This is a genomic window from Prosthecobacter sp. GW821-HT29F12, assembly GCF_058803405.1.
Genome location: NZ_CM179517.1, coordinates 600,608 through 615,617, shown reverse-complemented (window position 1 = coordinate 615,617; position 15,010 = coordinate 600,608). Strand labels below are relative to the sequence as shown.

The following is a 15,010-nucleotide window of genomic DNA, read 5'->3' as shown; positions in this document are numbered from 1 at the left end:
AACCAAGTACTCATGGGCGATCTCCCACAGCGGCTGCTGCATTGTCCAAAACTTCAGACTTGCAGGCGCAAATCATCAAGTGCCTTAATCTGGCATGAGAATGATTCTGATCATCACCGGGCTTTTTTTAGCCTGTGATTTCACCACCGCGCAGCAGGCGGGCGGCAGTGGCCCATTGAAGTCGAGCTATGAAATCTTCAGTGGCGGCACCACACGTCAGCTCGTGCTGGTGGCGGATGAACTCGCAGTCAAGCAGGCGGATGGACGCCGCACGATCAGCAAAGCCGGAGACACGGATCTCGCTGCGGCGGCCAAGTCGCTGCGCTCACGCACAGCGGCAGCGTCTCAGGTGGAGCTCGTGCTCACGCATGCAGCGGGTGGCGCAAAATCACGTGCCGGCGCTGAAGCGGCGCGGCATTTCGTCACGCGTGAGGTTCTCGTAAAGTTAAAGCCGGGCGCCACAGCCAAGACCGTGGCGCAAAACGCGGGATTGCGCGTGAGCAGCGAGCCAGCTCACGCGCCCGGTTACGCGATCTTCGATGCCCTCACCTCCGAAGGCGCGCTGCTTGCCATGGAGGCGCTGCGTGCGCTGCCCGAAGTCGAAAGCGCCAATGTCATGCTGGCCACACAAAAGGCTGCCAAGTCCACTCCCAACGACCCGCTGTTTCCCGAACAGTGGCACCTGAAAAACATGGCGCAGCTCGGCGGCGCACTGTGGGCGGACGCAAACATCCCCAGCGTGTGGGACACCTACAGTGGCGCCGGCATCATCATCGGCATCATCGATGGCGGCCTGGAGTACACCCACCCGGACATCCAGCCGAATTACAACACCGACCTCGACTTTGACTACAATGGCAACGACTCCGATCCTTTGCCGGGAGACGTCACCACGGACAGGCATGCCACCTCATGCGCCGGCGTGGCCGCTGCGCGCGGCAACAACGGCATCGGCGGCTCCGGCGCGGCACCGGAGGCCACGCTCACCGGCTTTCGCCTCATCGCCGCGGCCAACACCGACCAGGATGAAGCCTCGGCCTTCCTCGCGCACAACGACGTCATTCACGTCAAGAGCAACTCCTGGGGCACGCCGGACGCCAGCGGCTATGGCGGCCCCGGCCCGCTGGCTGCCGCAGCTTTGGAGACGGGCGTCACCAGCGGGCGCAATGGCAGGGGCCTCATCTACGTCTTCGCCGGCGGCAACGGTTTTGATCTGGCGGACAATTCAAACCTCGACGGCTACGCCAATTCCCCCTTCGTCATCGGCGTGGCCGCAATGAACGACTTTGGCTTCCAGAGCTACTACTCCGAACCCGGGGCCAATCTGCTCATCACCGCCCCCTCCAGTGGCGGCCGGCACAATGCAGGCATCCGCACCACGGACATCACTGGCGAAGGCGGGTACAACAACACCGCAGCGGGCACAAGCGATCTCGCGGATCGCAACTACACCAAAACCTTCGGCGGCACCTCCAGCGCCTGTCCGCTGGTTTCCGGCATCATTGCGCTCATGCTTCAGGCCAATCCCAATCTCGGGTGGCGCGATGTCCAGGAGATCCTCATCCGCACCGCACGCAAGGTCCACCGCACCGACCCCGATTGGTCCACCAATCAGGCCGGCCTCAGTTTTAATCACAAATACGGCGCAGGCTTGGTCGATGCCGCTGCCGCCGTCGCGCTCGCTCAGCAGTGGGTCAATCTTCCCGCAATGACCACCACGCAGGTCGCGCAGACCGGCCTCGCCCTCGTCATTCCAGACAACAGCGCCACAGGCGTTACCCGCACGCTGAACTTCACCGACGCCAATTTCTCCGTCGAGCATGTCACCGTCACTGTGAATGCCACGCATACCGCCGTGGGCGATCTGGAGGTCACCCTCACCTCTCCCTACGGCACGGTCAGCAAGCTCTCGCAAGTGACCCCGGATGGCACCAACAATCTGGCCTGGACCTACAGCTCCGTCCACCACTGGGGCGAATCCGCTGCCGGCAACTGGACCGTAAAAGTCGCCGACCGCGTACGCTCAGACACCGGCACCCTCACTGCAGTCACCGTCAAGCTTTACGGGACCACCAGCGACAAGGCCCGCATTGCCGGAGCCTCCGCCACGCTCAGCACCGAAGGCAACACCCCTGCCAACTCCAGCGCCGATCCCGGCGAAGCCGTCACCTTCACCCTCGGGTTCAACAACATCGGGGCCACCGCCACCAGCAGCCTCACCGCCACACTTCTCCCCATTGGCGGTGTGCAAGATCCCTCGGCGGCGCAAAATTACGGCGCCCTGCCCGCAGGTGGCGCTGCCGCCACCCGTTCATTTTCATTCAAGCTCGCCGGCGGCTGCGGTGTTTCGATCCCCCTGGTCTTTCACCTGCAGGATGGTGCCACTGATCTCGGCTTCGCGAATGTGAACATCCCGCTCGGCACCTCCACAGCCACCACTGCCACCGGCGGCGGTGTCACCATCAATGACAACGCCACGGGCTCTCCCTCACCTTCCAACCTTTCCGCCGCCGGCCTCATCGGGCGTGTGCAGGACATGACCGCGCAGATCATCGGCTTTTCCCACAGCTACGTGGATGATGTTGGCATCCTGCTCCACGGACCGGATGCCTTGGAAATACGCCTGATGTGCGGCGGCGTGGGCGGCACCGCATCCTTGGCCACCTTCACCTTCAATGACGATGCCAGCGTCATCTTTCCCGAATTTGGCCCCAGCGTCCTCACCGGCACCTATCGCCCCTGGGACTACTACGGCAGTTCCCGCACCTTCACCGGGGACATCGCCACCGAGGCCGCCTACACCCTGAGCGAATTCCGCGGCGTGCCGGCCAATGGCATCTGGAAGCTCTACGTTCAGGACTTCTCCGCAGGTGATTCGGGATCCCTCCTCGGCTGGAAGCTCTTCTTCACCACAGTCACCTGCACGGACAATGTCATGCTCACACAGTCCGCCACCAGCGGTGTTGAGGCGGCAGGCACCATCGAGGTTTCGGTCACACGCACGGGTGGGCTGGAAGGCAGCGCCACCGTGAATTACGCCACCAGCAACGGCACCGCCAGCGCCGGCAGCGACTACACCGCCACCAGCGGCACGCTGACTTTTGCCGTCGGCGAGCTGGTCAAAACCTTTGCCATTCCCATCACCAACGACACCACGCTGGAACCGGACGAAACCATTCAGGTCACCCTTTCTTCCGCCGCTGGGAATACCACGCTGGGCACTCTTGCCACGGGCTCCGTCACCATCCAGGACAACGATGCTCCCACACCCGTCGCCATCTCTCCTGACACGCAGACCGTGACCGAGGCCGCCACCCTGCTCACCTTCACCGTCAGTCGCAGCACCCTCGGCAATGCCGGCACCGTAGACTATGCCACCGCCTTTGGCACCGCCACCTCGGCAGACTTCACCGCCGCATCTGGCACGCTCACCTTCACCACCAGCGACCTGAGCAAGACCTTCACCGTCGCCATTCTGGACGACGCCCTCGTCGAAGCCTCCGAATCCTTCACCGTCACCCTCAGCGCGCCTGCTGGCGGCCTTTCCCTTGGTTCTCCTGTCACCTCCACCATCACCCTTGTCGATGGCGATGCCGATGGTGACAGCATGTCTGATGACTACGAGACAAGCGTGGGCCTCAATCCCGCCGTGAATGACACCACGCTCGATCTCGATGGCGACGGCCTCAGCAACCTCCAGGAGTTCATCCTCGGCACCCCGCCCAATTCCGGCAAAAGCCAATACCCCGTCACGACTGCGAGAGCCGGAGACAACATCGGCATCACCTTCCCCACCCTCACCGGCCGCACCTACAAAGTCGAGCGCAGCGACACCCTCACCTCAGCCTGGACCATCGTACAGCAAAACATCCCTGGCTCCGGCTCCAATCAAACCATCACCGACATCGGTGGCAGCGCGCAGCCCCGTCGGTTTTATCGGGTGACTGTTACTCTACCCTAGACCAGAGTTGGTCGAAAAGCATCCCCCGCCAGGTACGATCCCACCCTCTTGACGCCGGCCCTCATGGCTGTGGCTTCTTGAGTAATCATCATGTTGCGGACAGGTGGGGCCGCGCTCTTGTCACAGGCCGGGAAGCTCGTGGCTTTTCGCGGACCAGCCTCTCCATGAAACCCTTTCTTCTGCTCGCCACATCTCACACGCCTGATGGCGCTGAGCTGACGCTGCATTCGCACGATTCGCATTTCTACCTGCGCGTGAACCGCCAGCCCCTCATGGGCACCAACGCCTCAGAATCCGAAAAAGTCCTCGCAGAACTCGCCTGCGCACGCCTTGGCGCTGGCCCGGCAAACGTCCTCATCGGCGGCCTCGGCTTCGGCTTCACGCTGCGCCGGGTGCTGGAGCTCATGGGCCCCGCCGCGCACGTTCAAGTCGCGGAGCTTTTGCCGCAGGTCGTCGCCTGGAACCGCGAATACCTCACTGGCGTGAACGGACAGCTCCTCGATGATCCGCGCGTCGAGATCACCGTGGACGATGTCTTCCAGGTCATCAGCCGCGCCCCCAAAGCCCACTACGACGCCATCCTCCTCGATGTGGACAACGGCCCCATCGCCATGGTGCAGGACGGCAATGCACGCCTCTATCAGACCCAGGGCTTTTCCGCCATCACCCATGCCTTGAAGCCCGGCGGCCGCGCCACCTTCTGGTCCGCCAGCACGGATCACGCCTTCGCCAAACGACTCTCCAAGGCAGGCTTCAAAGTCGAAACCGTCGCGGCCAAAGCCTACCCGCAGGCCAAGCGCTGCACGCACACCATCTTCGTCGCGGAGCGAAAATAGTCGCGCTCGACGGCTCCGAGTGAGTCCATGCAGCAGTGACTTCACCCATGGAATAATGGATCGCAGAATCAGCCCATTAACATGGCTAAACTAATGGCTATGAAAGATTTGGCTAAGTGCCAACCTATCTAAAAAGTGCTGATCCAACATAAAATTCAGGCAGGATTTCTCATCGCCCTGGTCTTCTTGCTCCTCACCGGAGTGAGCGCATGGTGGAGCGAGCATCAAAATGCAGCCACCTTTGATTCCTTTGACCACACCCACCGCGTCAATGACACGCTCGACGAGATTCTCGTGGAAACGCTCAACATTGAAACGGGCAACCGCGGCTTTGCCATCTCGGGTGATGACGCTTTCCTGCGCCCCTATCAAGCAAGCAGTATCACGGTGCCAAAGGCCTTCGCGACAGCGAAACGTTTGATGGAGGAGAATCCCCGGCAGCAACTGCGGCTGACGGCGCTCGAACAGTTGATTCAAGAAAAACTCAATCATGCCAGCGAGGTGATCAAACTGCGCCGCAGCAGTGATGCCAACGCGGCACTTCAGTTCATCAGCCAGGGCCAGGGCATGAAGACCATGGATGAAATCCGCAAAGTGATCGTCGCTCTGAAAGAGGAGGAAAACCAGCTCCTCCCAGGCATCAAGACCCGGGCGAAAAAGCTCTCCAACATCACCATGACCATCGTGGCCTTCGGCGGCGTGCTCTCCCTCGGCATGATCGGCTTTGCCAGCTTCATCGTGCGGCGCGACTTCGAAAAACGCCAGCAGGCGGAGGCGGAGCGCGAGCTCTTTTTCACCGTGCCGCTGGACATGCTCTGCATCATCAAATCAGACGGCTATCTCAAGCGCGTCAATCCCGCCTTCACCCAAATCCTGGGCTGGAGCGCCCACGATTTGACGACACGCCCCTACATCGAGTTTGTTCATCCGGATGATCGCGCCGCCACGGAGGCCGAAGTCGCCCGGCAGCTCGCTGAGGGAAAGGGCATCCTTCAGTTTGAAAACCGCTGCCTGCTCAAGGACGGCTCCTCCCGCGTGTTCTGGTGGAAGTCCGTGCCTCAGCCTGACGGCCTCATCATCGCCACCGCGCGTGACGTGACCGAGCAGAAAGCCGCTGAAGAAGTTCTCCGCTCCCGCGAGGAAAAGCTTTCCGTCACGCTCAATTCCATTGGCGATGCCGTCCTGGCCACCGACGCGCAGCGGCGCATCACGCGCCTCAACCCCATCGCAGAAAAGCTCACGGGCTGGACGCTGGCCGAGGCGCTTGGACGCCCGGTGGAGGAAGTCTTCCGCATCATCAATGAAGAAACGCGCGAGCCCGCCATCATCCCCGTGGATGATGTGCTGGCCACCGGCGAAATTCACGGTCTGGCCAATCACACCGTCATCATCTCCCGCGACGGCACCGAACGCCCCATCACCGACAGCGCCGCCCCCATTCGCGATCCCTCCGGACGCATCATCGGCGTCGTGCTCGTCTTCCGGGACGTCACCAAGGAGCACGATATCGATCGCATCCTGCGCGACAGCGAGGCTCTGAACCGTGCCGTGATCAATTCCATGATGGCCAACATCGCCGTCGTGAACCGCCACGGCACCATCATCGCCATCAACGACGGCTGGGAGCGTTTCGCGCGTGAAAATGGTGCAGCTGACAAGATGGCATCCCTGGGCGTGGGCGCCAATTATCTGGAGGTGTGCCACAAGGCTGCACTGGACTCCGGCGTGGACGTTCAGCAGGTCATTGAGGGGCTGCGTGGCGTTCTGGATCATTCCAGACCGACGTTCAAACACGAGTACGCCTGCCACTCGCCCAGCGAGGAACGCTGGTTCACCATGCAGGTCACCCCCTTGTCACGAAAGGAAGGCGGCGCAGTCATCGCTCAGATCAACATCACCGCCAACAAGCTGGCCGAGGCTGAAGTGCGCAGGCTCAACGAAAACCTGGAGCAGCTCGTCTACGAACGCACCGGCGCACTGCGTGAGAGCGAAGAGCGCACCCGCCAGATCATCGACACCGCCCTTGATGCCGTCATCACGGTGGATGCAAACGGCTTGATCAGCGGCTGGAATCCCCAGGCCCGCGTCATCTTTGGCTGGGACGCTGATGAGGCCATCGGGCGCAGCCTCTTTGACACCATCGCCACCCCGGACCAGCTCAAGACCCATGAGCAGCTCTGGCAGCAGTTCTCGAAGTCTGCAGATCGCCGCATGGAGCTGACCGGCACACGCCGTGATGGGGCGCAGATCCGGATGGAGCTGACCAGCGCCAGCTTCACCATCGGTGGAAAGCCGCACTACAGCGCCTTCGTCCGCGATGTCACCGAACTCAGAAAAGCTGAGGCCGAGATGCTGGCCAGCCGGCGCCGCATGAGCGACATCCTCAACAGCATGTTCACCTTTGTGGGGCTCTTCACCCCTGAGGGCCGCATGCTGGAGATCAATCACTCCCCTCTGGAAGTCACCGGGGTGAAGCGTGACCGCGTCATCGGTCAGTTGCTGTGGGAGATTGACTGGTGGAGCTATTCAGCCGAAGCCCGGGAGAAAGTTCGCTCAGCCCTTGCCCGCGCCGCCAGCGGCGAAATCGTGCGGGATGATTTTGAGGCTCACACCATTGGAGGGCAGGTGATCGTGGTGGACGCCGTTTTCAATCCCCTGCGCGATGACAGCGGCCGCATCGTTCAGGTCGTGGCCTCCGGCGTGGACGTCACGGTGCGCAAGCGGGCGGAGCAGGCGCTGCGCGAAAGCGAGCTGCGCTACCGCTCTCTCATCGAGACCAGTGGTGACGCCATCTTTTTGCTGAAATCCGATGGCTGCATCCTCTCGGCCAATGAGGCCGCCGCCCACATGCATGGCTACACTGAAACCGAGCTCATCGGCATGAATATGCGTGACCTCGACGACGCCGAGGCCGCACTGGCGGCGCCCGGGCGGCTGAAGCAAATTCAGCAGGGCGAGACCCTCCGCCTTGAACTCAACCACCAGCGCAAAGACGGCTCCATCTTCCCGCTCGAAGTCGTCGCCACACCGGTTCAAATCGATGGCGAGTGGTGCATCCTTGCCAACGAGCGTGACATCACAGAACGCAGGCAGTCCCAGGAACGGAACGCCGCCTACCTTCGCAAACTGCACCGGCTCTCCGAGCTAAGCATGCAGCTCTCCGGTGAACCGGGAGCCGTTTTTGATGAAGTCGTTGGCATGGTGGCCACCCTGTTTGAAGTCCCCGTGGTCTGTCTCTCGGAGGTCGTTGGCCAGGAGCTGCAGATCAAGGCCGTGTGGTCCCACGGTCAGATCATGCACGAAGGAGGCAGCGCCCCGCTTTCCACCAGCCCCTGCTCCCTGGTGGTCGGCAGCAGAGACCTGAGCGTTTGCGAAAAGGTGCAGGAGCGTTTCCCCCATTCAGCGTTTGTCCGCGACCACAATGCAAATGCCTATTGCGGCATCCCCTCGCTGGATGCCCGCGGAAACGTCGTCGCCGTCACCTGCCTGCTGGACAGCAGGCCCCGCGAATTCACCGAGGAAGACCAGCAGATTCTGCTCATCATCGCCCAGCGTGTTTCCATGGAGCTGGAACGCAGCCGCAACCTCGCCGAGCGCAAAAACATGGAAAGCCTGGCCCTGCGTTCGCAGCGCATGGAGGCCCTAGGCACACTCTCCGGCGGCGTGGCGCATGATCTGAACAACGCCCTCGCCCCCATCCTGATGGGAGTGGAGCTGCTCAAGATGCGGTGCCCCCAGGAGTCGAAGATTCTGGACATGTTTGAAACCAGCGCCAGGCGCGGTGCGGAGATGGTGCGCCAGCTCCTCACCTTTGCCAAAGGCGCGGAGGGAGAACGCGTCGTCCTCCAGGTGGAACGTTTGGTCCACGAGCTGGAGAGCCTGATGACCAGCAGCTTCCCCAAAAACATTCATCTCGTGGTCACCTGTGCTCCGAAACTTCCCACGGTGCTCGGAGACGCCACGCAGATGCATCAGATTCTCCTGAACTTGTGCGTCAATGCCCGCGATGCCATGCCCACCGGCGGCACCCTCACTCTCGAAGCTCTGTCCCTGGAGGTGGATGATGTCTTTGCCAGTTCAATGCCCGATGCCCGGCCCGGCAGCTACGTGGCTCTGCGCGTGCACGACACCGGCACCGGCATTTCAAAAGAAATCATCGAGCGGATTTTCGATCCTTTCTTCACCACCAAAAGCCCGGACAAAGGCACCGGCCTCGGCCTCTCCACCGTCATGGGCATTGTAAAAAGCCATGGCGGATTCCTGCAGGTTTCTTCGCAGCCAGGCCTGGGCTCCACCTTCACCGCCTTCCTGCCCGCCCATGTGGCAGAAGGTGGTATGACACTCGCGCCCGCAGCGGTGGTCCCCTGCCCCGGCCATGGTGAAACCATCCTTCTCGTGGATGACGAAGCCGCCGTGCGCGAGATGGCAGGCATGGTCCTGCAGCGGCTGAACTTCAAACCTGTGACCGCCACCGACGGCGCGGACGGCCTGCAACTCGCCATGCGCCATCAGGCCGAGCTCCGTGTCATCATCACCGATCTGCACATGCCGCACATGGACGGCCTCGCCTTTGTCCGCGTGCTCCGCTTGGTACTGCCGGACGTCCCCGTCGTCGTCGCCAGCGGACGCATGGAAGATCCGCAGGCCGCTGATATGAAAGCCCTCGGCGTGACCCATCGCCTCGACAAACCCTTCACCGAAGGCCAGCTCGCCGAAGTGCTGCAGGACGTCCTTTCGCCACACTCGAACGCCTGAGCTAGGCGGTGTTTGAAAACCCTCATCGGCCGTATTGAAGCCAGTCGATGACGGCAGCAAACTCGATGAGCGAGAGGAAATGTGCGGCGAGTTTGTCTCGCCGAGTGCTGGCACAAGCCCAGCGCTTCAGACGGCAGAAGTAGTTCTCAATGCGATAGCGCTGTCGGTAAAGTTTACGGCTGACCTTGCGCTGGATTCCACATCTGGCTCTGCGTGGAATGCAATGGGTTGCCCCGAGCAGTTGAAGCTGCTGACGTAGCTTGTCACTGTCGAAGCCTTTGTCGCCAACCACGCACAGCCCTGCAGGGTTTCCCAGCAGCGGCAGAACATGGTGCCCTTCATAGGCCTGTCCTGCGATGAGCAGCAGGTTCACTGCAAGCCCCCGCCCATCAGTAAGGGCCATGATCTTGGTATTGCGGCCTCCTCGCGTTTTGCCCATGGCCTGCTTGTCTGCGCCACCTGCAGGATTTGCAGCACACTGATGAACCACCACATGCGTGCCATCCACAAGCCTGATGCGGTTCCTGGTTTTGCGGGAGACCATGGTGAGCATGCGCTTCCAGAGACCTTCGCGCGCCCACTGCCGATGCCAGCCATAGATGGTGCGCCAAGGACCAAAACATTCGGGCAGGTCACGCCAAGGACCCGCGTTGCGCAGCCGGTAAAACAAGCCTTCAAGAACAAGATCCAGCGACGCTCGCGGACGGCCGCCAATGTTCAAAGCACCATTTTTTTGAGTCGCTTTTTGAGCGGCTCCCACCATGCAAAGCGTTGTGTTTTCATCGGTTTTCTCTCATGCCACAAATGCTTTCCTTGGGCAATCGAGGGTTTTCAAACACCGCCTAGAGCATTTTAAATAATACTATAGCCACAAGAAGCAAACCAACCTGCAGCGTCTTTGGCTGTGATTTTTGAGAATGCCAGACTGATGGCTTGGTCGAGTTGCTCGGGGGTGCGGGCCTCGGCGCTGCGCAGCAGCGCTTTGATCTTGCTCCACATTTTCTCAATGGGATTGAGGTCGGGCGAGTAGGCCGGCAGGAACCGCACCTCCGCTCCTGCTGCCGCCACCAAGCGCAGCACTTCCGGACTCTTGTGCACCGCGAGATTGTCCATCACCACAATGTCACCTTGCTTGAGTGTTGGGCAGAGCACCTGGCCGATATAGGCCACAAAGGCGTCGGTGTCGGCGGCTCCTGCCAGGTGCATGCAGGCCGTGGTGCCATCGAGCCGGATGGAGGAGATCATCGTGGTGCTCTGCCAGCGGCCACAGGGGGCTGCGGCATGCAGCCGCCGCCCACGGGGTGCCCTGCCGCGCAGGCGCGTCATGTTGGTCTTGGCACCGCTCTCGTCGAGAAAGACCAGCCGCCAAGGCTCTAAGCCGCCTTGCCGGCGCTTCCAGCAGCGGCGTGCTTTGCGGACGTCCTCCCGGTCCTGCTCGGCGGCGCGGAGCGTCTTTTTTTATATGTCAGCCCCATGTCCACGAGCACATAATGAATCGCGGGCAGCGTGCACTTCAGCCCCAGAGCGTCGCGCAGTTCGGCCAGCGTCATGTCGGGCTTGCGTTTGAGCTGCTGCCTAATGGTCATGCGGTGCTCAGCCACAATGAGCTTCTTGCGTCCGGCGAGGTGGTGCCGGGACTTGATGCTGCCGGTCTTGCGACGCTGCTGGAGGAGCTTTTTGACCATGCCCAGCGAGACGCGAAAGCGCCGTGCGATCTCATCACGCGTGCCTTCACCTTTGTCATACGCGCTGACGATGCGTTCACGCATATCAAGGGAGAGTGTTGCCATGCCCAATGCATAGCATATTCCCGCCCAATGGCTACATTATTATTTAAAATGCTCTACGGCACCCGCTTCCACTCCGTTCCGTCAGACCGCCTCAGCGTCTGCCCGTCCTGCGAGATGTGGAAGTGCTGCACGTCATTGTCACCCTTCACCACGACGGCCTCGTCGTCGGACTGCACCATCCATTTGCCATCCCACGGGCGCACCACCCAGTCCTCGTGCCAGCGTCCGTCATCGAAAAACTCCAGCGTGGAGTCACCGCGCTTCCAGTGCGTGTGCTGCCAGCGCGCCTTGCGGGCGGCGCTCACCTCCTCTTTCGTCACCGCCTTGCGCAGCGCCACCAGTGAGGCCTCCGGCTGCGGGCGGCTTTTCAGGCGGCAGTACCGCTGCTCCCCCTTCCCAGGCCAGTTTTGAATCACGAACCCGCTGTGGTCCGCATTGAAGACTAGCTTGCGATCCTGCGCCAGCCGCAGGGTCTGGCCGTCCTTCACTGCAAAGCGGTGCATCTGCCTTTCATCCGGCGCTTTGAAAAACCGGAACTCGCGGCCGCTGGCACGGAACGTCACCTCCGCAAACTCCGGCTCATTCTCCGCCTTGCTGAAGCTCCACGTCGTTTCATCCAGGTAGTCCAGAAGTTGCTGCGCCGTCATCTTCGTGTCTCCGGGCAGCGCCCCGCCTGCGGGCCGCAGCGTGTAGTCATCCGGCAGGCGGCGGACCTCGGCCTTCATCAGGCGCGTCGTCGCACCGCTGGGGCAGAGCAGATGCCCCAGCCCCACACGTCCGTCGCGCATCCGTTTCAGCGGCGGGAAAGGCTCCAGCGTGTCGTAGGCCGCGCAGTCGGTGTACACCTTGCAGCCGTTCACCGCATACGTGATGCGCCCGTCGTGACAGGTGATTTCAAATTCGAAACGCCCTACGCCATCTCCCAGCAGCGCATCGTCCACCGTCGAGTCAAACTTACCGTCCAGCATCTCCACCCGGCTCCCGATTTTTTCGAACTGATGCACGCAGCTGACCCAGCGCGCCGACTCCTCATCGCGTCCGTAGCCAAGCATGACCCCCATGCCAGCCTCGGCACGCGCCCCCTTGATTTCAAACACCCCGCGCACCTGGAAATCATCACCGATGCGTCCGTTGTGCAGGATGAATGCTGAATCACCCATGCCTACGTTCGTGAGCACGCCTTCCTTCGTCGCTGTCCAGTTGCCTTTGTCCAGCTGCCAGCACAGCAGCCGGGGTTCGATGTTGAGCGACACCCACCCGCCCTTGGCGAACTCCTGCTCAAACCGCACGGACGCGAGCTTGGAGGCCACCAGTTCGTTGTCGCGGCCACCCGGCTTCGTCAGCAACGCTTCATACAGGCGCGCCGCTTCTTCCAGTCGTTTGGCATTCCACGCAGACTCTGCCTTCTCCCAGTCATCCTTCAAATCATGGGCATAGAGCTCGGACTCGCCGCGGATGTCGCGCTCGTTCGTTTTGAACGGCAGCATCACGATGATGGCAGGCCGGTTGAACCGCTTCGGCTGTGATTTGAGCACCTCCGTGGCCCGCCCATACTCTTCGCAGGCCCAGGCATGGATGCCCAGCATGGACAGCGCATTCTCCCGCTGCATCTCGTTCCGCGCGTCCTTCACTTTCTGTTCGGACAGCGCCATCGCGGTCTCCTTGACGATTACGTCCTTGAACACCTTCCTACCCAGGCTGGAATCATCCAGCACATCCCCGAGGATCTTGAAAAAGTAATACGGCACCTGCGTGTCGTAGCGGTGCGTGCGGGCGCACATGATGCCAAAATCCAGCATCTTCTCATGGCTTCCTCCCCAGCGCGGCAGCAGGCCGTTCAGCCACGCCTTGTAGGCAGGCAGGTAGTCAAACTGCGCCGTCAGCGCCCGGTTGAACCATTCAGCACTGTCCTCCTCCACCTCTTTTCTCGTCACGATGCTGATGTCCAGCATGTTCGTCGCAGGCTGAGGATACTGAGGCTTCAGCTCCCAGGCCGCCCGGAATTTTTCAACCGCCTGCTTCATGTGCTGCACGCCCCCCGATCCATCAAACGGGTCAGTGGCCGATCCTCCGCCCTGCCTTGCCTTGCGCAGCTCAAACGCCCCCTTCAGCATCAGCTGCGCATACTTGGACTTGAGCGGCGTCTCGCAGATTTCCGCCACCTTCTTTTCATCCGTGGTGAAGACCTCTTCATAAAACAGCGGCACCAAATTTTCCGCCAGGATCTCCTCATCTTCCTCAGGGTAGCTGCCGTCCAGCAGTGAGAGCCTCGCGGCCTCCATCAGCGGCCGGTCATAGGTCCTGTCATCTCCCTTTTGCCCGGCATCGCGCCGGATGTCCTCAAAGGTGACAATCAAGAGATAGCGCACCGCAGGCAGGATCGTCTGCGCCAGCTTGTGATTGTAGCCGCGTTTGAAAGCCGCCGCGCATGCAGGAAAATCGCGCGTGCTGTCATGGATGGCCCAGCATTGCAGCCAGTAGATCAGTGGATCATCCTCCCCCTGCTTGATCAGTTCCGCGCAGTCGCTGGCCAGATTCGCAGAGCTGTAGCTGAAATCGCGCTCCGCATGATTTCTCAGCAGCGGTACGCCGCGCCGCACCACCTTCACCGCCTGCTCCTTCACCTCAGCACTGACACCAGGCCTCGCCGCAAACGGCTGTATGCACACCCGCTCGCACCACGCCAGCCACTTCTTTTCATAATCAACCGCCAGCCGGCTCCCCGCCGCCTGCGAGAGTTCCGGCAGATCACTCCGGTCTTTGATGAACTGGCTCAGCACGCTGATCTCCATCAGCGCCAGTGAGCCCAGAATGAACAGGCAGGTCTTCATCGTCATGGCAGGTGCAGGTTGTTTCCCGTGGCCACCTTCGGACTGAGCCCAGCACCAGCAACCGGTTTTCATTCCCCCCCTCCCCAGCAAGACGCTTCCCCTAGGGCACCACTTGTACCGGCGTGCCCACATGCACCTCGCGGAAAAACTTCTCCGCCATGTGCCCCGGCAAACGGATGCAGCCGTGCGATGCGGCGTAGCCGGGCAGATAGCCCTGATGCATGCCCACCCCGCCATAGATGCGCATGAAGTAGTACATCTTGGCCCCTTCAAACCGCGTGCCCGGCGGCCTGCGGTCCTTGCGGTTGTCGATGTTCTGCATCACCACATTGCCCTGGTAGTCCTCGTAGTCGCCGTAGATGGAGGATTTGTGGTCGATGTCCTTCTCCATCACGTGATACCTGCCCGGCCGCGTGTCATACCCCTCCGAGCCGGAGGAGATGGGTGATCCACCCGCGAGCTCACCCCGCTTGAAGAGGTACACCATCTGCTCGCTGAGATTGATCACCACGCTGGGCTTGCCGCGCATGTCGTCGGCATACCAGAAGGAGTTGTCGTTCGGTCCAAACAATCCCGTCACCCCTTTCCACACAAAGCGCGAGGCCCGGGGGATGTCACTGGTCACAAACCTGCGGCTGTAATGAAACGCATTGTTGCCCGTGTTTTTCACGGTGTTGCAACTGACAAGACTGAGCGAAAAAAGAAGAAGCAGTCGGAGTAACCTCATGCAAAACAGCAATGCTTCCAGGATTGCGATTTGCAACGCAGGAGAGACGAAACTTTCAGGAAGCACGATGGCCACTCATGCGGCCCGTCGGCCAGCGCTTTCGCACCCCT

7 protein-coding genes and 1 pseudogene are annotated in these 15,010 nt (G+C 61.3%); 3 read left to right on the top strand and 5 right to left on the bottom strand.

Annotation, left to right across the window (positions count from 1 at the left end):
- Positions 1 to 100 precede the first annotated feature (100 nt).
- From AC3RLQ_RS02355 to AC3RLQ_RS02345, 3 genes are all read left to right on the top strand, one after another.
- Positions 101 to 3,961 carry a S8 family serine peptidase gene (locus AC3RLQ_RS02355; RefSeq protein WP_493033985.1) on the top strand — a complete coding sequence of 1,287 codons (3,861 nt, stop codon included), beginning with the start codon at positions 101 to 103 and terminating at the stop codon, positions 3,959 to 3,961.
- 164 nt (positions 3,962 to 4,125) lie between these two features.
- Complete coding sequence (locus AC3RLQ_RS02350; protein ID WP_493033984.1) at positions 4,126 to 4,797, top strand: spermine/spermidine synthase domain-containing protein; 672 nt, start codon at positions 4,126 to 4,128, stop codon at positions 4,795 to 4,797.
- Positions 4,798 to 4,932: 135 nt separating this feature from the next.
- Positions 4,933 to 9,552, top strand: coding sequence for a PAS domain S-box protein (locus AC3RLQ_RS02345; RefSeq protein ID WP_493033983.1), 4,620 nt, complete (start codon positions 4,933 to 4,935; stop codon positions 9,550 to 9,552).
- Positions 9,553 to 9,574: 22 nt separating this feature from the next.
- Here AC3RLQ_RS02345 and AC3RLQ_RS02340 read toward each other — a convergent pair whose 3' ends face one another.
- From AC3RLQ_RS02340 to AC3RLQ_RS02320, 5 genes and pseudogenes are all read right to left on the bottom strand, one after another.
- Positions 9,575 to 10,315, bottom strand: a complete 741-nt coding sequence (locus AC3RLQ_RS02340) for an IS5 family transposase (RefSeq protein ID WP_493031932.1) — start codon at positions 10,313 to 10,315, stop codon at positions 9,575 to 9,577.
- Between the two features lie 89 nt (positions 10,316 to 10,404).
- Positions 10,405 to 10,944, bottom strand: a pseudogene (locus tag AC3RLQ_RS02335) (IS630 family transposase); the annotation flags it as partial.
- A complete protein-coding gene (locus AC3RLQ_RS02330) occupies positions 10,926 to 11,321 on the bottom strand; it encodes a helix-turn-helix domain-containing protein (protein WP_493038808.1) in 396 nt (131 codons plus the stop codon). The pseudogene AC3RLQ_RS02335 and the gene AC3RLQ_RS02330, both read right to left, overlap by 19 nt.
- A 74-nt stretch (positions 11,322 to 11,395) precedes the next feature.
- Positions 11,396 to 14,173: a hypothetical protein gene (locus AC3RLQ_RS02325; RefSeq protein ID WP_493033982.1), complete on the bottom strand. Its 2,778-nt coding sequence runs from the start codon at positions 14,171 to 14,173 to the stop codon at positions 11,396 to 11,398.
- A gap of 100 nt (positions 14,174 to 14,273) precedes the next feature.
- Entirely contained in the window at positions 14,274 to 14,900 is a 627-nt protein-coding gene (locus AC3RLQ_RS02320) for a L,D-transpeptidase (protein WP_493033981.1), read from the bottom strand.
- Between the last annotated feature and the right edge of the window lie 110 nt (positions 14,901 to 15,010).

What these genes read in the sequence shown, in the direction of transcription:
- AC3RLQ_RS02350 (WP_493033984.1), top strand. Translation starts at nt 4,126, where the DNA reads ATGAAACCCTTTCTTCTGCTCGCCACATCTCACACGCCTGATGGCGCT.
- AC3RLQ_RS02355 (WP_493033985.1), top strand. Translation starts at nt 101, where the DNA reads ATGATTCTGATCATCACCGGGCTTTTTTTAGCCTGTGATTTCACCACC.
- AC3RLQ_RS02330 (WP_493038808.1), bottom strand. Translation starts at nt 11,321, where the DNA reads ATGCGTGAACGCATCGTCAGCGCGTATGACAAAGGTGAAGGCACGCGT.
- AC3RLQ_RS02340 (WP_493031932.1), bottom strand. Translation starts at nt 10,315, where the DNA reads ATGGTGGGAGCCGCTCAAAAAGCGACTCAAAAAAATGGTGCTTTGAAC.
- AC3RLQ_RS02320 (WP_493033981.1), bottom strand. Translation starts at nt 14,900, where the DNA reads ATGAGGTTACTCCGACTGCTTCTTCTTTTTTCGCTCAGTCTTGTCAGT.
- AC3RLQ_RS02325 (WP_493033982.1), bottom strand. Translation starts at nt 14,173, where the DNA reads ATGAAGACCTGCCTGTTCATTCTGGGCTCACTGGCGCTGATGGAGATC.